The sequence below is a fragment of the Rhodococcus sp. JVH1 genome, from assembly GCF_000280725.2.
Lineage (GTDB): Bacteria > Actinomycetota > Actinomycetes > Mycobacteriales > Mycobacteriaceae > Rhodococcus_F > Rhodococcus_F jostii_A.
The window spans coordinates 1,483,368-1,503,825 of record NZ_CP166289.1; the positions used below are offsets into that span (position 1 = coordinate 1,483,368).

16 protein-coding genes and 1 pseudogene are annotated in these 20,458 nt (G+C 69.0%); 10 read left to right on the top strand and 7 right to left on the bottom strand.

Translation table 11 applies throughout. The features are described 5' to 3' along the window. Window positions 1-40: 40 nt before the first annotated feature. Window positions 41-1,252, top strand: coding sequence for an AI-2E family transporter (locus JVH1_RS06970; protein ID WP_009479123.1), 1,212 nt, complete (start codon window positions 41-43; stop codon window positions 1,250-1,252). Between the two features lie 7 nt (window positions 1,253-1,259). Here JVH1_RS06970 and JVH1_RS06975 read toward each other — a convergent pair whose 3' ends face one another. After that, the gene (locus JVH1_RS06975) at window positions 1,260-4,241 is read right to left on the bottom strand and encodes an AAA family ATPase (protein WP_009479122.1); all 2,982 of its coding nucleotides are present in this window, start codon (window positions 4,239-4,241) and stop codon (window positions 1,260-1,262) included. Next, window positions 4,238-5,422, bottom strand: coding sequence for an exonuclease SbcCD subunit D (locus JVH1_RS06980; RefSeq protein ID WP_009479121.1), 1,185 nt, complete (start codon window positions 5,420-5,422; stop codon window positions 4,238-4,240). Before JVH1_RS06980 ends, JVH1_RS06975 begins: the two co-directional genes overlap by 4 nt. Before the next feature lie 193 nt (window positions 5,423-5,615). Here JVH1_RS06980 and JVH1_RS06985 point away from each other — a divergent pair. Continuing rightward, a pseudogene (locus JVH1_RS06985) lies at window positions 5,616-6,778 on the top strand (DNA recombination protein RmuC). A 23-nt stretch (window positions 6,779-6,801) separates the two neighbouring features. Continuing rightward, window positions 6,802-7,644 carry a DUF6542 domain-containing protein gene (locus JVH1_RS06990; protein WP_043781902.1) on the top strand — a complete coding sequence of 281 codons (843 nt, stop codon included), beginning with the start codon at window positions 6,802-6,804 and terminating at the stop codon, window positions 7,642-7,644. Between the two features lie 28 nt (window positions 7,645-7,672). Here JVH1_RS06990 and JVH1_RS06995 read toward each other — a convergent pair whose 3' ends face one another. Then, a complete protein-coding gene (locus tag JVH1_RS06995; RefSeq protein ID WP_009479118.1) occupies window positions 7,673-8,683 on the bottom strand; it encodes a 4-hydroxy-3-methylbut-2-enyl diphosphate reductase in 1,011 nt (336 codons plus the stop codon). A gap of 142 nt (window positions 8,684-8,825) precedes the next feature. Here JVH1_RS06995 and JVH1_RS07000 point away from each other — a divergent pair, with 142 nt between their 5' ends. From JVH1_RS07000 to JVH1_RS07010, 3 genes are read left to right on the top strand one after another with little or no spacing between them, the layout of a single operon-like run. After that, entirely contained in the window at window positions 8,826-9,461 is a 636-nt protein-coding gene (locus JVH1_RS07000) for a lipid droplet-associated protein (RefSeq protein WP_043781899.1), read from the top strand. Continuing rightward, the gene (gene xseA, locus JVH1_RS07005) at window positions 9,458-10,714 is read left to right on the top strand and encodes an exodeoxyribonuclease VII large subunit (RefSeq protein WP_043781897.1); all 1,257 of its coding nucleotides are present in this window, start codon (window positions 9,458-9,460) and stop codon (window positions 10,712-10,714) included. Before JVH1_RS07000 ends, xseA begins: the two co-directional genes overlap by 4 nt. 3 nt (window positions 10,715-10,717) lie before the next feature. Next, on the top strand, window positions 10,718-10,948 hold the full coding sequence (locus JVH1_RS07010; protein ID WP_009479115.1) for an exodeoxyribonuclease VII small subunit: 231 nt from the start codon (window positions 10,718-10,720) through the stop codon (window positions 10,946-10,948). A gap of 14 nt (window positions 10,949-10,962) precedes the next feature. On the opposite strand, the gene JVH1_RS07015 is transcribed toward JVH1_RS07010, so the two are convergent. Further along, window positions 10,963-11,532: a DUF4245 domain-containing protein gene (locus tag JVH1_RS07015; protein WP_009479114.1), complete on the bottom strand. Its 570-nt coding sequence runs from the start codon at window positions 11,530-11,532 to the stop codon at window positions 10,963-10,965. Window positions 11,533-11,721: 189 nt separating this feature from the next. On the opposite strand from JVH1_RS07015, the gene glpX reads away from it, so the two are divergent. Both glpX and JVH1_RS07025 read left to right on the top strand, forming a co-directional pair. After that, window positions 11,722-12,762, top strand: coding sequence for a class II fructose-bisphosphatase (gene glpX / locus JVH1_RS07020; protein ID WP_005238998.1), 1,041 nt, complete (start codon window positions 11,722-11,724; stop codon window positions 12,760-12,762). Window positions 12,763-12,860: 98 nt separating this feature from the next. Continuing rightward, window positions 12,861-14,264 carry a class II fumarate hydratase gene (locus JVH1_RS07025; RefSeq protein ID WP_009479113.1) on the top strand — a complete coding sequence of 468 codons (1,404 nt, stop codon included), beginning with the start codon at window positions 12,861-12,863 and terminating at the stop codon, window positions 14,262-14,264. A 58-nt stretch (window positions 14,265-14,322) separates the two neighbouring features. On the opposite strand, the gene JVH1_RS07030 is transcribed toward JVH1_RS07025, so the two are convergent. Beyond that, a complete protein-coding gene (locus JVH1_RS07030) occupies window positions 14,323-15,180 on the bottom strand; it encodes an acyl-ACP desaturase (protein ID WP_009479112.1) in 858 nt (285 codons plus the stop codon). A gap of 155 nt (window positions 15,181-15,335) precedes the next feature. On the opposite strand from JVH1_RS07030, the gene JVH1_RS07035 reads away from it, so the two are divergent. Both JVH1_RS07035 and JVH1_RS07040 read left to right on the top strand, forming a co-directional pair. After that, a complete protein-coding gene (locus JVH1_RS07035; RefSeq protein WP_009479111.1) occupies window positions 15,336-16,934 on the top strand; it encodes a serine hydrolase in 1,599 nt (532 codons plus the stop codon). 26 nt (window positions 16,935-16,960) lie between these two features. Continuing rightward, entirely contained in the window at window positions 16,961-17,392 is a 432-nt protein-coding gene (locus tag JVH1_RS07040) for a limonene-1,2-epoxide hydrolase family protein (protein WP_009479110.1), read from the top strand. A 63-nt stretch (window positions 17,393-17,455) separates the two neighbouring features. On the opposite strand, the gene JVH1_RS07045 is transcribed toward JVH1_RS07040, so the two are convergent. Together JVH1_RS07045 and glyA are read right to left on the bottom strand one after the other, a co-directional pair. Then, on the bottom strand, window positions 17,456-18,829 hold the full coding sequence (locus JVH1_RS07045) for a PhoH family protein (protein WP_009479109.1): 1,374 nt from the start codon (window positions 18,827-18,829) through the stop codon (window positions 17,456-17,458). Window positions 18,830-19,137: 308 nt separating this feature from the next. Further along, on the bottom strand, window positions 19,138-20,433 hold the full coding sequence (gene glyA / locus JVH1_RS07050; protein WP_009479108.1) for a serine hydroxymethyltransferase: 1,296 nt from the start codon (window positions 20,431-20,433) through the stop codon (window positions 19,138-19,140). Window positions 20,434-20,458: the final 25 nt, after the last annotated feature.

The following is a 20,458-nucleotide window of genomic DNA, read 5'->3' on the forward strand; positions in this document are numbered from 1 at the left end:
GTACTGATCGGCTGAGCAGACACGGCAGGGAGGACCATCTGTGACGGAGAAGGAAGCCCCGGCGCCGTCCGGGACCGCAATCACGAAACCGGACCGCGGGCATCTCATCGGGGTGGGTGCGATGTGGGTGGCCAAGTGGTCGCTGGTCCTCGTGGCCATCTCGCTGGGCGCGTTGTTGTTCGGGTGGATCATCGAAAAGCTGTGGGTGATCGTCCTCCCCGTGCTGCTGGCCGTCGTGGTGTGCACGGTGCTGTGGCCGCCGACGCGGGCGATGACGAGACGGCGTATCCCCCCGGCGGCGGCCGCCGCGACGTCGCTCGTCGTGTTCATCGCCGTCGTCGCCGGAATCATCGCGGGCATCGTGCCGTCCGTGGTCAACCAGGCACCCGAGCTGGCCAACAAGGCCACCCAGGGCATCAACCAGGTGCAGGACTGGTTGAAGGGTCCGCCGATCAACCTGCAGGACGATCAGATCGACCAGGGCATCCACACCATCGTCGTGAAGGTGCAGGAAAGTGGGACGGTCATCGCGTCCGGTGTGTTCACCGGGGTCAGCACCGCCAGCTCCCTGCTGCTCACACTCGGCCTCGTGCTGGTGCTGTCGTTCTTCTTCATCAAGGACGGCCCGCGGTTCATCCCGTGGCTGCACTCCGTCGGCGGCGGCCGCGCGGGCCGTCACCTCGAAGTGGTGCTGGGCCGCATGTGGGACACGCTCGGCGGGTTCATCCGGACGCAGGCACTGGTCAGCCTCATCGACGCCGTCTTCATCGGCGCCGGACTGCTCATTCTCGGTGTGCCGCTCGCACCGGTCCTCGCGATCCTGACGTTCATCGGTGGCTTCGTCCCGATCGTCGGTGCGTTCGTCGCCGGTGCTCTCGCCGTGCTCGTCGCGTTGGTGGCCAACGGTCTCACCACCGCCGTGATCGTGCTGATCATCATCCTCGTGGTGCAGCAGATCGAGGGCAACGTGCTGCAGCCCGTACTCCAGAGCAAGAGCATGAAACTTCACGCCGTCGTGGTTCTGCTCGCCGTCACCGCCGGTGGCTCCGTGTTCGGGATCGTCGGCGCCTTCCTCGCGGTGCCCACCGCCGCCGTCGCCGCCGTGGTGGTGCGCTACATCGGTGAGCAGATCGACGAGCACAGCGCCGAAAGCAACATCGCCGACGCCGTCGCCGCGAACGACGACCTCGACGACGCCGAACGGGAGGGCGTCACCGTCGACGAGGCCGCCGTCGCGCCCAAGGCGGACTGACCGGCGGTCAGCCGGCGACCACCTCCACGGTGGAGCCGGTGCGTCCGCGAATCACGTGCAGCCGGCTCGGGATTCGCTGACGCATCTCGTCGACGTGACTGACGATCCCGACCACCCGGCCGCCGTCACGAAGCTCGTCGAGCACGCCCATCACCGAGTCGAGGGTGTCCGCGTCGAGGGTGCCGAATCCCTCGTCGATGAACATCGTGTCGAGGACGACGCCTCCCGACTCCGCCGCGACGACATCGGCGAGACCGAGCGCCAGCGACAGCGACGCCAGGAACGACTCACCACCGGACAGGGTCTTGGCCGAACGCACCACCCCGGTGTAGTCGTCGCGGATGTCCAGCCCCAGACCGCCGCGGCGGCCTCGCGGACCGGCCTCGTCGCTGTGGACGAACTCGTACCGTCCCGCCGACATCCGGCCGAGCCGCGCGGATGCCGAGACGGCCACCTCTTCCAGCCGGGCCGCCAGCACATACGATCGCAGCGACATCTTCCTGGCGTTCTGGCCACGGCCCGCGATCACCTCGGCGAGGGCAGCCAGCTCCTCGTGCGCGGCCTGCATCGGCGCAATCGCCTCGGCGGCCTTGTCGAGCTGACCGACGAACCGTTCCAGATCGAGCAGTCGGCGCTCGGCGTCGGACGCCGCCGCGACGGCGACGTTCACGACCTCCGCGGCCACGTCGTGCGCGTGCTGGACGGACGCCAGTTCCACGGGATCCGCCTCGGCGACGGCAACGACCTCGGGGTCGTCGAGCACGCTGCGCGCCCCGACCTCGGCGTCCCGCGCCGCCGTGAGGACGGCCTCGATCTCGCCCTGACGGGCGGCCGTCCGGACCGCGGCCACGGCGTCGGCAGTGCTGTCGAAACCGGCGTCCCCGGCCAGTGTTTCGGCCTTGGCCGCGAGTTCACGGGCCGCCGACTCGGCTCCGGCACCGGCGTCCCGCACGTCGAGCAGCTCGGATGCGGACTCGGCGAGCGCGTCGAGTCGTGCGCGGCGCGCCTCCACGCTCGGGTCGTCGCCCGCCGCCTCGCTCACCCGGGCCCGGATCTCCCCGAGCTGTGTCGTGCTCGCCGTGATCCTCTCGGCGACGGTGGCGGCGTCGACGCCCAGGTCCAGCGACCGTTCCTGCAGGTGACTCTCGCGGTCCCGTAGCTCGGTGAGCGACGCGGACCGACGCTCGACCTCGTCGCCGAGCGCAGTCGCCTGCCCCACCGCCGTCTCCGCGGCCGTGAGTGCCTGGGCGAGTTCGTCCGCGTCACCGTCGCCACCGCGCTGGACGAGCACGCCGATCGCGCGCTCCACCGCGCCCAGCTTCTCGGTCGCGGTCGTCATCGCCGCCGCGGCCTTCTGCTCCGCGGCGAGGGCCTTGTCCTCGTCGGTCTTCGTCACCGACAGCTCGGACGGTTCGGCAGGCTGCGGGTGCTCGGATGAACCGCACACCTGGCACGGGACACCGTCCTCGAGCGTGCCCGCCAATTCGGCTGCCATGCCCGCGATCCGACGTTGCAGAAGGTCGAGCCAGTGCTCCCGCGCGTCCTGATGCTGTCGCCGGGCATCGAGCACACCGCGCTCGAGCCGATCCCGCTCGGCCCGGCGGGTGCGGAGATCCGCCGCCGCCGAGGCAGCGTCGGCCGCCCGGTCCCGGGCATCGACGAGCCCGGGCACCGCGGCGCGGGCCTTCTGCGCCGAGTCGAGCGCCTTCTCCGCTTCACTCAGAGCGAGCGGCAATTGTTCGCGCTCCCGGGACAGCGCGTCGCCGGCCTCGGCGAGTTCGACCTGCCGGGTACGCAGCCGCTCCACTTCGACAGCGAGCCGGTCGGCGGCGACGGATTCGGCGAGTGCCCCGTCGAGGCGGACGATCTCATCACGCCAGTCCCGGATACTCGACCGGATGTGCTCCCGTTCGTCGGCGGTCGGAGGCCACGACAACTCCGCCACGAGATCGGCGCCGCCCACCGTCGAACGCAACCCGTCCGTGATCGCCTCGACGTTCCGCGCCGCGGCCGCGGCCTTGGCCCGGGCGGCGTCGGCGTCGCGTGCCACGGTCGCGACCGGTTCGGCCCGGCGCGCATCCGCCAATTCGGCGACGAGGACCGCCCGCCGGTCCGCTCCCGCTGCGTGCGCCTCGAGTTCCGCCTCGGCTCGCCGCCTGCGGTTCTGCAGTTCGAGGACACGGCGCGCCTCCGTCAGCGCATCGCGGGTCACCTTCGCCTGACCCTTGGCCGTCTGCAGGTCGTCCGCGGCCAGGTCGCGAGTCTCGCGCGCCTCGGCCTCGAGCTTGTGAGCCCAGGTCACCGGATCGGCGTCGGCGCCCCCCTCGATGCCTGCGGCAGTCGCGACCCGCGCCAGCAGGACGTCGACGGCCCGTTGATGCTCGTCCAGGTCGTGGGCGCTGGTGCGCCTGCGGTCGAGGAACCACTCCTCCACCGTCCCGAATCGGGTGGTGTCGAACAGCCTCTCCAGAAGCTGACCGCGTTCTTCGTTGTCGGCGCGCAGGAACTTCGCGAACTCTCCCTGCGGCAGCAGGACCACCTGGAAGAACTGGTCGGCGCTCATGCCCATCAGCCGCCCGACCTCGTCGGCGATGTCGGGGATTCGTGACAGGTTCTCCCCGCGACCGTCGAGCCAGGTGAGCGTGGCCTTCGCGTTTTCCTTGATGGTCCCCGACCCACGGCGCTTGGGACGCTCGAACTCCGGGCTGCGGACGAGTCGCAGATGCCGGCCCGCGATCGTCGCCTCGAGCGTCACCGTCGGAACGGAACCGGCGGGCGCGTGGTCGGACAGGAGGCGCTTGCCGTCCTTCCGTGCCCCGGGCACCGTGCCGTACAGCGCGAACGCCACCGCGTCGAGGACCGTCGTCTTACCGGCGCCGGTATGACCGTGCAGCAGAAAGAGCCCGTCGGCGCCGAGCCGATCGAAGTCGACTTCCACGGATCCTGCGAACGGCCCGAAGGCTTCGACCTCGAGTCGATGCAGCCTCATGCCGTCTGTTCCAGCGCGACGACCTCGGCGGTGCCTTCGCCGGACCGGCCGGCGAAGCCGAGTGCGGCCTCCACCAGCCGGATCTCGCCGGTCGACGGCTCGCTGCGCACGTCGGTGAGGAAGCTGCGCGTGATCTGCAGATCGCTGCGCCCGTGGACCTTGTCGCGGTAGCGCAGATCGTCGCCGCCTTCGGGGCGTTGCCACTCGAGGTGCACGGCGAACGGGAATCGCGTCTGGAGTGAGCGCATGGCGTCGACCGGACGTTCCGGGTCGGTGAGCACCGCCGACACGTAGCAGTCCTCGGCGTCGCGGAACGTGTCGTCCTCGAGCAACTCCTGCACCGTCCCGGTCAGTTGCCGGAGACCGCGGACCACCGGCAGGTCGACCCGCTCGACGGCCCGCAGTCCGTCGGCGTCGAGATCCACGAGGTAGACCGCCTTGCTGTGGGTGCGCTCGCCGAAGGAATACGGCAGCGGCGAACCCGAGTACCGGATGTTCTCGGCGAGGGCCTGCGGCGAGTGGAGGTGGCCGAGCGCGACGTAGTCGACCCCGCCGAAGGCCGACGCCGACACCGTCTCGACGCCGCCGACGGAGATGGACCTCTCCGATCCGGTGGCCTCTGCGCCCACGACGAACGCGTGCGCCAGGACGACGGACCTGGTGCGCGGACCGGTGTCGTTGCGGCCGTCGAGGTCGGCGCAGACGCGGTCCATCGCGGCGTCGAGGATCTCGGCGTGCGAGCGGGCGGTCGGCACGTCCAGTTGCGCGCGGGTGATCTCGGGCTCGAGATAGGGAATGCCGTAGAACGCGACGGGACCGTGCTCGTCGTCGAGCACCACGGGCGAGCCGATCCCGGCGACCGTCGTCATGAGGTGCAGCCCGCCCGCGCGGGAGAACGCGGCACCCGCCCCGAGCCGCGCCGCGGAGTCGTGGTTCCCGGACGTGGCGACGATGACCGCACCGGCGTCCCGGATCGCTTCGAATCCGCGGTTGCACACGGTGACGGCGTCCGCGCTGGGGATCGACCGGTCGTACACGTCCCCGGGAACGACGACGACGTCCACGCCGTGCTCGGCGACGAGGGCGGCGATCGCGTCGAGCACACGGGCCTGGTCGGTGAGCAGGTCCACCCCGTGGAACGTGCGTCCGATGTGCCAGTCCGAAGTGTGCAGGATCCTCATGTCCCGAGACCGTAGAGCACGGTGCCGACAACCTCGAACACCTCGGCCGCGTGGCGTCGGAGCGATTGGACGTGTCGCTGGGGCGGTGCCCCACATGTCGCTGGGGCGGTGCCCCACATGTCGCTGGGGCGGTGCCCCACATGTCGCTGGGGCGGTGCCCCACATGTCGGTGGGGCGGTGCACCATGAGCCACATGAATGCACTCGCTGCACTCGGAATGCTCCTGGCGCTGGCCGCGGGCACCGCCCTCGGGTGGCTGTTGCACGCGGCGCGGAGCAGTGATCGGGCAGCGCGAGCGGAGGCACAGCTCGCCGCGCTGCGCGAGAACGAGGCCCTCCTCCGGCAGTCGCTCGGCGCGGTCAGCGAAGACTCCGCCCGCCGCCACTCGGGTGCGATCGGCGAGCAGATCTCGCGACTGGTCGGGCCGCTGCACGAGGCCGTCGGCGCCCTGGCGGAACAGGTGGACCACGTCGAACGCAACCGCGTTCACGCGTACGCCGGGCTCAGTGAGCAGGTCGAGGGCATGCACCGCACCTCACAGATGCTGTCCACGCAGACGAACAGACTCGTCACGGCGCTGCGGGCGCCGCAGATCCGGGGCAGGTGGGGCGAGATCCAACTCGAGCGGGTGGTCGAACTGGCCGGGATGGTCCGGCACTGCGACTTCGACACCCAGGTGTCGAAGGACGGTGTCCGTCCCGACCTGCTCGTGTACCTCGCGGGCGGCAAGCAGATCGTGGTCGACGCCAAGGTCCCGTTCGCGGCGTATTTGGACGCCGCGCAGACGGAAGACCCGACTGCCAGGGAACAGCACCTCACCCGGCACGCCCGGCAGCTGCGCACGCACGTCGACCAGTTGGCCGACAAGACGTATTGGGAGTCGTTCGACCCGACGCCGGAGTTCGTGGTGCTGTTCGTGCCCGGTGACCCGTTCCTGGACGCGGCGCTGATCGCCGACTCCGGGCTGCTCGAGCACGCGTTCTCGCGGAACGTGATCCTCGCCACCCCCACCACTCTCATCGCGTTGCTGCGGACCATCGCGCACACCTGGCGGCAGGAGGCGCTGTCGCAGGACGCCGCGAAGATCCACCAACTCGGCCGGGAGCTGTATTCGCGGCTGGGCACGGTCGGCGCGCATCTCGACCGCTCGGCTCACAACTCGGCAAGGCCGTCGACTCGTTCAATCTCACCGTCGCGTCGATGGAGTCCCGGGTCACAGTCACCGCCCGCAAGCTCCACGACCTCGACGTGTTCGACGGCGACGTCACCGAGGTCAGCGCCGTCGATTCGTGGCCGCGACGCACAAATCTCGAGGATCTCTCAGGCTCTACCGGTCACGCCAACGAGGCTAGTTAACAAGTTGCCGCTACTGTCGTTGTGTGTCTGCAACCCAACGTGCTCGCTCTGGGGTGCCGCTCGACAGGCGGTCGATTGTCCCTACGGTCCCCGGTCTCCCCTGGTGGGGTGTCATTCTCCTGGCCGTCGGAGGCACCTTTGTCGGATTCGCTGTCGATGCGGCTCGTGGCACGGAACTCACGGCTGCGTTCTCCACGTTTTATTTCCTCGGCTGCGTTCTCGCCGTGGCGGCTGCCGGCAATCGGGCGCTGTTCACCGCGATCGTCCAGCCGCCGCTGATCCTGTTCGTCGCGGTGCCGCTCGGGCAGAGTCTCATCGCGGAGGAGAACAGCACCGCACTGAAAGACCTGGCGATCAACGTCGCATATCCGCTGGTCAACCGTTTTCCGGTGATGCTCGCCGCCACCGTGGTCACCCTGCTGATCGGCGGCCTCCGCCTCTTCCTGCTGCAGCAACGCAAGACCGGTCCCGCCCGTACGTCCGAGCGGCGACGCGCGCAGCGGGCGCCACGCGCCGCCCGCCCTCGGCGCGCAGCCGAGGAGTCGGAGCAGTCGCCGCCGCCGCGCCGGGCGCGTGACAAGGACGCTGCGCGGGAACATCCCCGCTCGGCGCGACGGGCAGCCACCCCACCGCCTCGCCGCTCCTCGTCGTCGGGAGGACGCACCGCGCCCCCACCACCGATGGTCGACCGGGCAGCGCAGGCTACCCGCTCGGCGCCTCCGCGCACCAGTCAGGCGCCGCGTTCGGTCCCGCCGCGGACGACGCCGCGACCCCGGCCGAACCCCGACGTGCCGGCCCACCCCATTCCGCAGGTGCGCTACCGCGACCGGTACGAGCCGCCGTTCGAGACGGAGCAGCCCCGCTAGAGCAGGGACGGGGCAGGTAGCGGGCCGATCAGGCCCGTGCGGCGCGCAGCTCGCGCGGCAGTGCGAAGACCAGCGTCTCGTTGGCGGTGGTGACCGGCTGGACGTCGTGGAATCCGTGCTCGTCGAGCAGATCGATCACACCGCGCACCAGGATCTCCGGCACGGACGCACCCGACGTGATCCCGACCGTCCGGACGCCGTCGAGCCAGGCCGGATCCACTTCGCGCGCGTAGTCCACCAGGTACGACGCCTTCGCGCCCGCGTTCAGAGCGACCTCGACGAGACGAACGGAATTCGAGGAGTTACGGGATCCGACGACGATGACGAGGTCGCATTCGGGTGCCATCGCCTTGACCGCCACTTGACGGTTCTGGGTGGCGTAGCAGATGTCGTCGCTCGGGGGGTCCTGCAGATTGGGGAAACGCTCCCGCAGCCGGGCAACCGTCTGCATCGTCTCGTCGACGCTCAACGTGGTCTGCGACAACCAGATGACCTTCGATTCGTCGCGGACCGTCACGGCGTCGACGGAGTCGGGCCCGTCGACCAGTTGCACGTGATCGGGGGCTTCACCGGCGGTGCCCTCCACTTCCTCGTGGCCCTCGTGGCCGATCAGGAGGATGTCGAAGTCGTCGCGGGCGAAGCGCTTGGCTTCTTGGTGGACCTTCGTGACCAGCGGGCACGTGGCATCGATGGTGCGCAGGTTGCGCGCCGCAGCTGATTCGTGGACCGCGGGAGACACGCCGTGGGCGGAGAACACCAGCAGCGCGCCCTCCGGAACCTCGTCGGTCTCGTCGACGAAGACGACACCCTGATCGGTGAGCGTATCGACGACGTGCCGGTTGTGGACGATCTCCTTGCGGACGTAGATCGGGGCGCCGTGCTTCTCGAGCGCCTTCTCCACCGTCTCGACGGCGCGGTCCACGCCGGCGCAGTAGCCGCGGGGCTCCGCGAGCAGTACCCGCTTCTCGCCGTCGGCACGCGACGCCCCCGAATCTGCCGAACGTGTGATACCCACATTGAGTGGAACAGCCGAAGACATGGTTCCAGACTACGGGTCACCCCGGACGGACGACACTTTCGCGGGGTCTCCGCCGGGTAGTGTGCGCATCGTCGCACCGATGTGGTCGGCGCTGTGGGCACGTCGGCTACCCAAACGTGCCGTTGTCAGGCAGGCTGTGGGAATGATTCGTCCCCCCTTCGTGGCGCGTGTCGCCGCTGGAATCGCCGTGACGGCCGTCGAAGAGGCCAGGAAGCTGCCGACCACCGCGGCGACCCTGCCCATGACCGCGGTCAGTCAGGTGCTGCAGACCACGATGCGTGTTCAGCAGTCCATGACGGCGCTGGCCATCAAGGGCGACCAGGCTTTCGCACTGATCAACTGGACCCACGACGACGAGCAGCCGGCATGGGCCGTCTTCGACGACGACACCGATCCGGAACCCGTTGTCGACGGCGTGACCGACGAGCGGCCGGCCGGACCGGGCCGGTTCGCCCTGTACTCGCTGAGCCCGCAGGACGAGAGCACACCCGAGAAGGTCTCGACCCCGAAGGCTGCTCCCGCCGCCGCGACCAACGGCTCGACCCCCGTGACGGCGGCGAGCAAGAAGGCCGCGACCTCCGCGCCGACGGTGGCCGAACCCGAGATCGCCGTCGTACTCGACTACGGCACGCTGACGCTCGCCCAGCTGCGGGCGCGCCTGCGTAGCCTGTCCGTCGAGGACCTCACGACGCTGCTGGACTACGAGAACGCGACCCTGGCACGAGCGCCGTTCCAGACCATGCTGACCAACCGCATCACCTCCGCCAAGGCGAAGTGACCTCCGCACAGCCCCGCGCAACCAGTACCGGACCGAGTACCGCCGAGCAGCCCTGGCCGGTCCGCACCGTGTCGGCCAAGGTCGCACAGTGGATCGACCGGCTCGGGAGTGTCTGGGTCGAGGGGCAGATCACCCAGATCAACGCGCGTCCGGGAACCCGGACCGCGTTTCTGGTGCTGCGGGATCCGTCCGTCGACATGTCGCTGTCGGTGACCTGTTCCCCGCAGCTGTTGCAGAACTCCCCCGTCCCGCTCACCGAGGGCAGCCGGGTGGTGATGTTCGGCAAGTTGTCGTTCTACACGGGCCGAGGGTCGGTCTCGCTGCGGGTGACGGAGATCCGCGCGATCGGGATCGGTGAACTCCTCGCCCGGATCGAGCGGTTGCGCGCGCTGCTGGCCGCGGAGGGTCTGTTCGACCCTCGGCTGAAGCGTCCGCTGCCGTTCCTGCCGGGCACCATCGGGCTGATCACCGGTCGCGCGAGCGCCGCCGAGCACGACGTCCTCAGTGTGGCGCAGCGCCGCTGGCCCGCCGTGCGCTTCGAGGTCCGCAACACCCCGGTGCAGGGCGCGACCGCCGTTCCGCAAATCCTCGACGCGTTGAAGGAATTGGACGCCGACCCGCACGTCGACGTGATCATCCTCGCGCGCGGCGGCGGCAGTGTGGAGGATCTGCTGCCGTTCTCCGACGAGACGCTGTGCCGCGCGATCGTCGCCTGCCGAACTCCGGTGGTCAGCGCCATCGGCCACGAGCCGGACAGTCCGCTCAGCGATCACGTCGCCGACCTGCGGGCCGCGACACCGACGGATGCCGCCAAGCGGGTGGTGCCGGACGCCGTCGCCGAGCAGGCACTCGTCGGCGAATTGCGGTCACGGAGCGCGGCGGCGCTGCGCAACTGGGTGCAGCGCGAGTCGCACCTGATCTCCCAGCTGCGGAGCCGGCCGGTGCTCGCCGACCCGCTGCGCGCACTCGACCACCGGTCGGACGAGGTCGAGCGACTGCGGGAGGCCGGGCGACGCGATATCAGCCGGGCGATCGCCGCGGAGAGCACCACGATCGAGCACCTTCGTGCACGGCTGACGACCCTCGGGCCCGCCGCGACCCTGGCCCGCGGCTACTCCGTGGTTCAGCGGATCGTGCCCGACGGCGATCCCGAGGTACTGCGTTCGGTCGACGACGCCCCACCGGGCACCCAGATTCGCGTTCGAGTCGCCGACGGCGCAATCCGTGCCGCGGTGATGGGAAAGGACAAGTAGGACATGAGCAAGCCCACCGGAAACGACAACGACATCGCGGAACTCGGTTACGAGGCGGCGCGCGACGAACTCGTCGACGTGGTCAAGGTGCTCGAACAGGGCGGCCTCGACCTCGACGCGTCACTCGCGCTGTGGGAGCGGGGCGAGGCCCTGGCCAAACGCTGCGAGGAGCACCTCGCCGGGGCACGCAAGCGCGTCGAGACGGCCCTCGCCCACGCCGACGACGAGGACTGACCCTCCCCTGATCGTCAGGCGGCGAGGATCGGGGCGTCGGCCGCGGCGGTGGTGAGCTGCTCGAACGCCTCGGGTGATGCACTGCCCGTCACGAGGAGCCGGACGTCGCCGAAGTCGGAGACCCAGATCGGCTCGACACCCTCCCCGCCGTACACGATCCAGCTGTGACCTGCGACGTCCTCGGTTCCCGTCGCCGTACGCGGACCGCCGGCGACGAACGGCACGAGAACCGTCTCGACGGCGTTGCTCTGCGTCAGCTGGATGTAGCGGCCGGCCTCGGTGATGAAGCCGACGGTGCTCGAATCGCCGCCGCCGTCGCCGCTGACGATGCTGCGGCTGCCCGAGTTGGGCGTCCAGCCCTCCGGCGTCTCCGGCTTGCGCACCGGGAACGGAAGGTCCTGTGCGTCGTATTTCAGCGCCGCGTCGACGTCGAAGCTGGGGATCGGGCCACTGGTGGGTCCGCCCGGGCTGAACGTGCACTGGCTGGCGATACCCGCGATCAGTACGCAGAACAGGACAAGGGGTACGAGCGACCACACCATGTCGCGGTTGTTGTGCAGGATGCGGGGTTTATCGGATGCCACGCCCACCAGTATCCAGGGTCGGTCCCGGAACAACGATTCTCGGTCTCGTGATTCGCGCCCCAGCAGCGCACGTCACACTTCTTTCTGGGAGAATCAGCAGCGAGATCCACTCGACACTCGGCGGCCGACGGCCACCGACACAGCGTCGACGTACAACGTCGACCGTGACTGCACCAGGAGGCACTGCCCATGACGGCTAGCACCACTTCGAGTCGCCGCGAGGCCCCGGACCGAAATCTTGCTCTGGAATTGGTCCGAGTCACCGAGGCTGGTGCGATGGCTGCCGGTCGCTGGGTCGGCCGTGGCGACAAGGAGGGTGGCGACGGCGCCGCCGTCGACGCCATGCGCCAGCTCGTGAGCTCGGTCTCGATGCGCGGCGTCGTCGTCATCGGCGAGGGCGAGAAGGACGAAGCCCCGATGCTGTTCAACGGCGAAGAGGTCGGCAACGGCGACGGACCCGACTGCGACTTCGCCGTCGACCCGGTCGACGGAACGACCCTGATGGCGAAGGGCATGCCCAACGCGATCGCCGTCCTCGCGGTCGCCGAGCGCGGCGCGATGTTCGACCCGTCCGCCGTGTTCTACATGGAGAAGATCGCCGTCGGCCCCGACGCCGCCGATGTCATCGACATCACAGCGCCCGTCGCGGAGAACATCAAGCGCGTCGCGAAGGTCCGCAAGGCGTCCCCCTCCGACGTAACGGTCTGCATCCTCGACCGTCCCCGGCACGCCAGGCTCATCCAGGAGGTCCGGGACACCGGCGCCCGGATCCGTCTCATCTCCGACGGCGACGTCGCGGGTGCGATCGCCGCCGCGCGGCCCGAGTCGGGCACCGACATCCTGATCGGCACCGGCGGCACGCCGGAGGGCATCATCGCCGCCGCCGCCATGCGCTGTATGGGTGGTTCGCTGCAGGGCCGGCTGGCCCCCACCGACGACGCCGAGCGTCAGAAGGCCATCGACGCAGGCCACGACCTGGACCGCGTGCTCACCACCGAAGATCTCGTGTCCGGTGAGAACGTCTTCTTCTGCGCCACCGGCGTCACGGACGGCGACCTGCTCCGCGGTGTCCGCTACTACGGCGGCGGCGCCTCGACCCAGTCGATCGTGATGCGGTCGAAGTCGGGCACCGTCCGCATGATCGACGCGTACCACCGTCTCGAGAAGCTGCGCGAGTACTCGTCCGTGGACTTCACGGGCGAAGACGGCGCCGTTCCGCCGACGTTCTAGGCAGCTCCGCTGCCCGTGCGCCTTCCGGTAGCTGCGGCTACCGGAAAGGCGCACGGGGAGCGCCCCCACGATGCGCTCGGAAGTGGCATGTTTGACGCATGACCGAGAGCAACGAGCAGAAGTACCGGATCGAACACGACACCATGGGCGAGGTGCGGGTGCCTGTGGATGCCCTGTGGCGCGCGCAAACTCAGCGCGCCGTCGAGAACTTCCCGATCAGCGGTCGAGGTCTCGAGCGCACCCAGATACGTGCAATGGGTCTGCTGAAGGCAGCCTGCGCGCAGGTCAACAAGGACCTCGGCCTCCTCGACGCCGAGAAGGCGGACGCCATCATCGCGGCGGCGGGCGAGATCGCCGAAGGCAAGCACGACGATCAGTTCCCCATCGACGTCTTCCAAACAGGCTCGGGCACCAGTTCCAACATGAACGCCAACGAGGTGATCGCGTCGATCGCCGCGGCGAACGGCGTGGTCGTCCACCCCAACGACGACGTCAACATGTCGCAGTCGTCCAACGACACCTTTCCCACCGCGACGCACGTCGCGGCCACCGAGTCCGCGGTGAAGGACCTCCTCCCCGCCCTCGACCACCTGCGCCTGGCCCTGCTCGACAAGTCCACCGAGTGGAAGACCGTTGTGAAGTCGGGCCGCACCCACCTCATGGACGCCGTTCCGGTGACCCTCGGCCAGGAGTTCGGCGGTTACGCCCGCCAGATGGAGGCGGGGATGGAGCGGGTCGTGGCCTGCCTTCCCCGGCTCGGTGAGCTGCCCATCGGCGGCACCGCGGTCGGAACGGGGCTCAATGCCCCCGACGGGTTCGGCCCGAAGGTCGTCGCCGAACTGGTCAAGGCGACGGGTGTCGACGCCCTCACACCGGCGAAGAACAGTTTCGAGGCGCAGGCGGCGCGGGACGGCCTGGTGGAGGCGTCCGGCGCACTGCGCACGATCGCGGTGTCCTTGACCAAGATCGCCAACGACATCCGGTGGATGGGATCGGGACCGCTGACCGGTCTCGGCGAGATCCGTCTCCCCGACCTGCAGCCCGGCAGTTCGATCATGCCCGGCAAGGTCAATCCGGTGCTCCCGGAGGCGGCCACCCAGGTCGCCGCACAGGTGGTCGGCAACGATGCCGCGGTCGCCTGGGGCGGTGCCGCGGGCGCATTCGAGCTCAACGTCTACATCCCGATGATGGCGCGGAACCTGCTCGAATCGCTGACGTTGCTGGCCAACGTCACGCGGCTGTTCGCCGACCGGTGCGTCGTCGGGCTCGTCGCTAACATCGAGCACCTCAAGACCCTCGCGGAATCGTCGCCGTCCATCGTGACGCCACTGAACTCCGCGATCGGGTACGAGGAGGCGGCGGCCGTCGCCAAGCAGGCGCTGAAGGAGAAGAAGACCATCCGCGAGACCGTCGTCGACCGTGGTCTGATCGGCGACAAGCTGAGCGAGGAGGAACTCGACAAGCGTCTCGACGTGCTGGCGATGGCGAAGGTCGAGGACTGACCCTGCCGACGGAGAGGGCCCGCACTCGCTCGAGTGCGGGCCCTCTCGCGCAGAAGTCCTACAGCAGCGCGGACAGCTCGTCGCGGGCCTTCTCGCCCACGGGGCCGAGATCGGAGCGCCCGGCGATGTTCCAGGAGCGGAGCAGCGGGGCGAACACCTTCTCCCCTTGCTGGGCGGGGTCGTAGATGCCGGCCTCGGCGAGCACCGCGGTGCTGTCGGTTCCGCCGGGCAGGGCCACGCTCGGTACGTCGAAGGCCTCGATCCGCGACGCGATGGCCCGCATCGTCTGGTCGGGTACCAGCTCGAACGCGGCCTCGACGATGTTCCGGTAGAACAGCGACTGCAGTTCGTCGTCCGTGGCCAGCCGCTCGGCGATCACTGCCACCAGCGGGTCCTCGCCGAGTGCCGCCGTGTTGTGATGACGGACCGCCGCGGCCTTCTCCTCGAACGCGGAATTCGCGAGCATCTCGAGCAGGTGCATCGGCGGCATCGCGTAGCCGCGGACCATCTCGTCCATCCGGGCGCGCTCGAGGGCAACGGGGTCGACGGCGCGCGTCACCATCAGGTAGTTCCTGAGCACGATGGAGTGCCGGTTCTCCTCCGCGGTCCAGCGGCCCACCCAGCGCCACCACGGGCCCACCTGGGCGAGGTGCTTGGCGATCTCCCGGTGGTACGCGGGGACGTTGTCCGCCACCAGCACACCCACGGTCAACGCGAGCGCCTCGACGTCGCTCAGGGTCGACTGATCTGCCGACCAATCCGTTCCACCCATGAACGCGAAGTTCTTGCCCTGGTCCCACGGGACCAGATCGTGCGGCTGCCAGCCGTCCGCCTCGGCGATGTGACGTGTCAGGTTTTCGTCCACCACCGGGGCCAGCTCACTGAGCAGCTGCGAGTCGTTCTTTTCAATCGGCATCCGCACACCGTAGCGTCCGCGCCCGGCGCCGGGTCGACCACTGGTGAATTCGACGGGAACAACGGCGGCGTTGTGACGAAAACAGCCTGGTCATGGGCTTGCAGTCGTTACGCTGGCAGTTCACGGTTACCCCGGGCCCGAGCAGAGGATCACCCATGCGCAGACAGCGGAACCTGACGATACTTCTGTCGGCTCTCGCGCTCGGCGGGTCACTCGTGACGGGTTGCGGCTCCGGCTCCGACGACGCCGGTTCCGACGCGAGCCCCACCTCGGAGTCGTCGCAGCCGCCGAACCCGGGGACGGTCGCGGGCGTCGACATCCCCGACGGTCAGATCGACGACGCCGTGGGCCGTCTCGACGAACTGGCGAACGAGTTGATGGAGAGTTCCGGGCTGCCGGGTATGGCGATCGCCGTCGTCCACGGTGGGCAGACCGTGTACGCGAAGGGGTTCGGCGTGCGCGAGGCGGGCACCGATCAGAAGGTGGACGCCGACACCGTGTTCCAGCTGGCGTCGATGTCGAAATCGGTGGGGTCCACGGTGGTGGCACATCAGGTCGATGCCGGCGTCGTCGGCTGGGACACTCCCGTGGTGTCCAAGTCGCCCGGTTTCGCGCTCGCCGACCCATGGGTCACCGAGCACGTCACGGTGGGCGATCTGTACTCGCACCGATCGGGGCTGCCCGACCACGCCGGCGATCTGCTCGAGGACCTGGGTTACAACCAGCAGCAGGTGCTCGACAAGCTCCGGCTCGAACCGCTGAACCCGTTCCGGATCACCTACGAGTACACCAACTTCGGCCTCACCGCGGCGGCGGAGGCCGTCGCGGCGGCGTCCGGGACAGATTGGGCCACGCTGTCCGAGCAGACGATCTACCGGCCGCTCGGGATGTCCTCCACGAGTTCGCGATTCGCCGACTATCAGGCACGCAGCGACCGCGCAGTCGCGCACCAGCTCGTCGACGGCAAGTACGTCGCCGACGCGGTACGCGACCCCGACGCCCAGTCCCCTGCAGGCGGGGTGAGCTCCTCCGTCAACGATATGGGCAAATGGCTGGCGATGCTGCTGGCCGACGGAACGTTCGAGGGCAAGGAGATCGTGTCACCCGAGGCACTGCTCCCCGCAGTCAGTCCTCAGATGGTGTCCAGCCCACCGCGGTCGATGGACAGCCGTCCGGGGTCGTACGGGTACGGGTTCAACGTGTCGACCACCCCGGCAGGGCGGGTCTCCCTCAGCCACTCCGGCGGGTTCCAGCTCGGGGTGGCGACGAACTTCGTCGCGATACCGTCCGCCGACGTCGCCATCGTCGCGCTGACCAACGGGTCGCCCATCGGCATTCCCGAGTCCCTCACCGCCGAGTTCGCCGACCTCGTCCAGTTCGGGGAGATCCGTGAGGACTGGAGGTCGTTGTACCGGCAGGCGATCGCGCCGATGGACGAGCCCGAGGGCAGTCTCGTCGGCCAGACGGCCCCCGCGAACCCGGCACCGCCGCAACCCCTCCCGACCTACGCCGGCACCTACGGCAACCCGTATTGGGGCCCCGCCGTCGTCACCGAGAGCAACGGTGCGCTGACGCTCCAACTCGGGCCCGCCGGGCAGACCTTCCCACTCACCCACTGGGACGGCGACACCTTCACCTTCACACCCCGCGGTGAGAACGCCCCACCTGGAACCATCTCGAAGGCCACGTTCGCCGGCAACAACGTCACACTCGAGTTCTACGACACGGAAGGCCGGGGTACATTCGTCCGCTGAGCCGACACATCGACGGGAAGAAGATCATGAGCACGAACTCGCACGCACCCACGGGAACCGCTCGAACGGACACGGCAGATGTCCAGGTGGTCCGGGCATTCCTGGACGCACTCGTCGCAGGCGACCCGGACGCCGCGCAGCAGTATCTGCACCAGGACATCGTGTGGCACAACGTGTCGCTGCCCAAGATCCGCGGCCTCGGCGCCGTCATGCGGATACTCCGCGGAATGAGCCGCCCCGGTGTCGGATTCGACGTGCGCCTGCACCACATCGCCGGCGACGGTACGACCGTGCTGACCGAACGCACGGACGTCCTGATCTACAAGCGGCTGCGCAGCGAATTCTGGGTGTGCGGCACGTTCGAGATGAAGGACGGCAAGATCGCCGTCTGGCGCGACTACTTCAGCAGCCGGGACTTCCTGTGGGGCACGCTCAAAGGGATCGTGCGCGCCTTCTGAAGTGTCCGCCCGATGCCGCACGGATCGTGCGGCGTCGGGCGGATCACGCTGCGGGGCAGGCGCCTACGGCGTCGGACCGAACTCCTCCAGCATCTCCGTCACGAGCGCCGCGATCGGCGAACGCTCACTGCGCGTCAACGTGACGTGCGCGAACAGCGGATGCCCCTTGAGCTTCTCGATCACCGCGGCCACACCGTCATGACGTCCGACCCTCAGGTTGTCGCGCTGCGCGACGTCGTGGGTGAGGATCACCCGGGAGCCGGTGCCGAGCCGGGACAGCACCGTGAGCAGCACATTGCGTTCCAGCGACTGCGCCTCGTCCACGATCACGAACGAATCGTGCAATGACCGTCCGCGAATATGCGTGAGTGGCAACACTTCCAGCATGCCGCGACTGATCACCTCGTCCATCACCTCGGTGCTGGCAAGGCCGTCGAGAGTGTCGAAGACCGCCTGGGCCCACGGGCCCATCTTCTCGCTCTCACTACCCGGCAGGTAGCCGAGTTCCTGCCCGCCCACCGCGTAGAGCGGCCGGAAGACAACGACTTTCCGCTGGGTACGGCGCTCGAGCACCGCCTCCAGCCCCGCCGTCAACGCCAGCGCCGACTTGCCGGTGCCCGCCTTGCCGCCCAGCGACACGATGCCCACACTGTCGTCCAGCAGGATGTCCAGGGCGATCCGCTGCTCGGCCGAACGTCCGTGCAGACCGAATGCCTCACGCTCCCCCCGCACCAACTGCACCCGCTTGTCGGCGTTCACGCGGCCCAGTGCGCTCGACGAACCGCCCAGCAGCCGAATACCCGTGTGGCACGGAAGCTCCCGAGCTTCCTCCAGGTCGACGACGCCCTCGGAGAACAGTTCGTCGATCGACGAGGACGCCACATCCAGTTCGGTCATACCCGTCCAACCGGACGGAACGACGTCGTGGGCGTGGTACTCGTCGGCGGGAAGACCCACCGCACCGGCCTTCACACGCATCGGGATGTCCTTGCTGACCAGGACGACGTCACCGCCCTCGGCCTCGGCCTCGAGGTTCAGGGCGCAGGCCAGGATCCTCGAATCGTTGCTGTCCGTGCGGAATCCGACCGGGAGAACCGACGGGTCGGTGTGGTTCAGCTCGACCTGCAGGGTGCCGCCCTCGGTGCCGATCGGCACGGGCTGGTCGAGACGACCGTATTCCAGCCGGAGGTCGTCGAGCATGCGCAGCGATTCTCTTGCGAACCATCCCAACTCGTGGTGGTGCCGCTTCCCTTCGAGCTCGCTGATCACGACGAGGGGAAGCACCACACGATGCTCGGCGAACCTGGTGACGGCCCAGGGGTCGGACAGCAGTACGGAGGTGTCGAGTACGAATGTACGAACTGCAGAATCCGACGATTTCCTGGGGGCGGCGGACGAACGTCCGACGCGGGCTGAGACGGAGCGTGAAGCAGTCACGTTGGCTCCTAGGTCTGCGTGGCACCCACGCAAACTCGGTTCGCTGGACCGGTCCGTCCCTGGTGTGTCACCACACGAGGGCCGGGCGCCGGCCCCCTCGCACTGAGTGTGTCAGCCACGATCAGGACCTCCCGTACAAGCAACTTCCCCGCTGCCTGTTACCCCCGACGGTACTGCCAAACACGCCGGACGGCCGTGCGAGCGGCGGGCGTGTCGGTGAACATCAAGTTACGCGGAGGCGCCTGCGGCGCCCGTGCGCGGTTAACGAGTCCTTGCACTCGCAGGCCACGCACGGGCGGCGGAGCCGCCTAGATCAGGCGCCAGTCCTCGAGACCCTCGTACAGCGGGAAGTCGGCGGCGAGCTTCGACACGCGGGACTTCAGCGTCTCGACGTCGGACGATCCGGCGAGTGCGGTGCCGATGATGTCGGCGACCTCGGTGAACTGCTCGTCCCCGAATCCACGCGATGCGAGCGCCGCGGTACCGATCCGGAGGCCGGACGTGACCATCGGCGGGCGCGGGTCGAACGGCACCGCGTTGCGGTTGACGGTGATGCCGACCTCGTGAAGAAGGTCCTCACCCTGCTGGCCGTCGAGCTGCGAGTTGCGCAGGTCGACGAGCACGAGGTGGACGTCGGTGCCGCCGGTGAGGACGCTGACGCCCTTGTCGACGACATCCGCGCCAGTCAGACGCTCGGCGAGGATCTTCGCGCCGGTCAGGGTGCGCTGCTGACGGTCCTTGAACTCCTCGGTGCCCGCGATCTTCAGGGAGACGGCCTTGGCGGCGATGGCGTGCATCAGCGGCCCGCCCTGCTGGCCGGGGAAGACGGCGGAGTTGAGCTTCTTCGCCCATTCCTGCTTGGCGAGGATCAGGCCGGAGCGCGGCCCGCCGAGCGTCTTGTGGACGGTGCTGGACACGACGTCGGCGTAGGGCACGGGCGACGGGTGCAGGCCGGCCGCGACCAGGCCGGCGAAGTGCGCCATGTCGACCCACAGGTACGCGCCGACCTCGTCGGCGATCGACCGGAACGCGGCGAAGTCCTCGTGACGCGGGTAGGCGGACCAGCCGGCGACGATGACCTTCGGCTGCGCGGCGACGGCGATCTTGCGGACCTCGTCCATGTCGATGCGGTGGTCTTCCTTGCTGACCCCGTACGACTCGACGTCGTAGAGCTTGCCGGAGAAGTTCAGCTTCATGCCGTGCGTGAGGTGACCGCCGTGCGCCAGGTCGAGGCCGAGGAGCTTCTCACCCGGGTTCATCAGGGCCATCAGGACCGCCGCGTTGGCCTGCGCGCCGGAGTGCGGCTGGACGTTCGCGAAGTCGGCGCCGAACAGTTCCTTGGCGCGGTTACGGGCGAGATCCTCGACGACGTCGACGTGCTCGCAGCCGCCGTAGTAGCGGCGTCCCGGGTATCCCTCGGCGTACTTGTTGGTGAGGACACTGCCCTGCGCCTGGAGGACCGCGCGGGGAACGAAGTTCTCCGACGCGATCATCTCCAGCGTGTCGCGCTGACGGGCCAGCTCACCTGCCATGGCCTGGGCGACTTCGGGGTCGAGTTCGGCGAGGGGGGCCGTGTTGACGTCGGTACCGGGCACAGCGGTCATCGAGGGATCTCCAAGCTGGATGCGG

Coding starts and splice junctions, on each gene's coding strand:
- JVH1_RS06975 (WP_009479122.1), bottom strand. CDS start 4,241: ATGAGGCTGCATCGACTCGAGGTCGAAGCCTTCGGGCCGTTCGCAGGA.
- JVH1_RS06980 (WP_009479121.1), bottom strand. CDS start 5,422: ATGAGGATCCTGCACACTTCGGACTGGCACATCGGACGCACGTTCCAC.
- JVH1_RS06995 (WP_009479118.1), bottom strand. CDS start 8,683: ATGTCTTCGGCTGTTCCACTCAATGTGGGTATCACACGTTCGGCAGAT.
- JVH1_RS07000 (WP_043781899.1), top strand. CDS start 8,826: ATGATTCGTCCCCCCTTCGTGGCGCGTGTCGCCGCTGGAATCGCCGTG.
- JVH1_RS07010 (WP_009479115.1), top strand. CDS start 10,718: ATGAGCAAGCCCACCGGAAACGACAACGACATCGCGGAACTCGGTTAC.
- glpX (WP_005238998.1), top strand. CDS start 11,722: ATGACGGCTAGCACCACTTCGAGTCGCCGCGAGGCCCCGGACCGAAAT.
- JVH1_RS07025 (WP_009479113.1), top strand. CDS start 12,861: ATGACCGAGAGCAACGAGCAGAAGTACCGGATCGAACACGACACCATG.
- JVH1_RS07030 (WP_009479112.1), bottom strand. CDS start 15,180: ATGCCGATTGAAAAGAACGACTCGCAGCTGCTCAGTGAGCTGGCCCCG.
- JVH1_RS07035 (WP_009479111.1), top strand. CDS start 15,336: ATGCGCAGACAGCGGAACCTGACGATACTTCTGTCGGCTCTCGCGCTC.
- JVH1_RS07040 (WP_009479110.1), top strand. CDS start 16,961: ATGAGCACGAACTCGCACGCACCCACGGGAACCGCTCGAACGGACACG.
- glyA (WP_009479108.1), bottom strand. CDS start 20,433: ATGACCGCTGTGCCCGGTACCGACGTCAACACGGCCCCCCTCGCCGAA.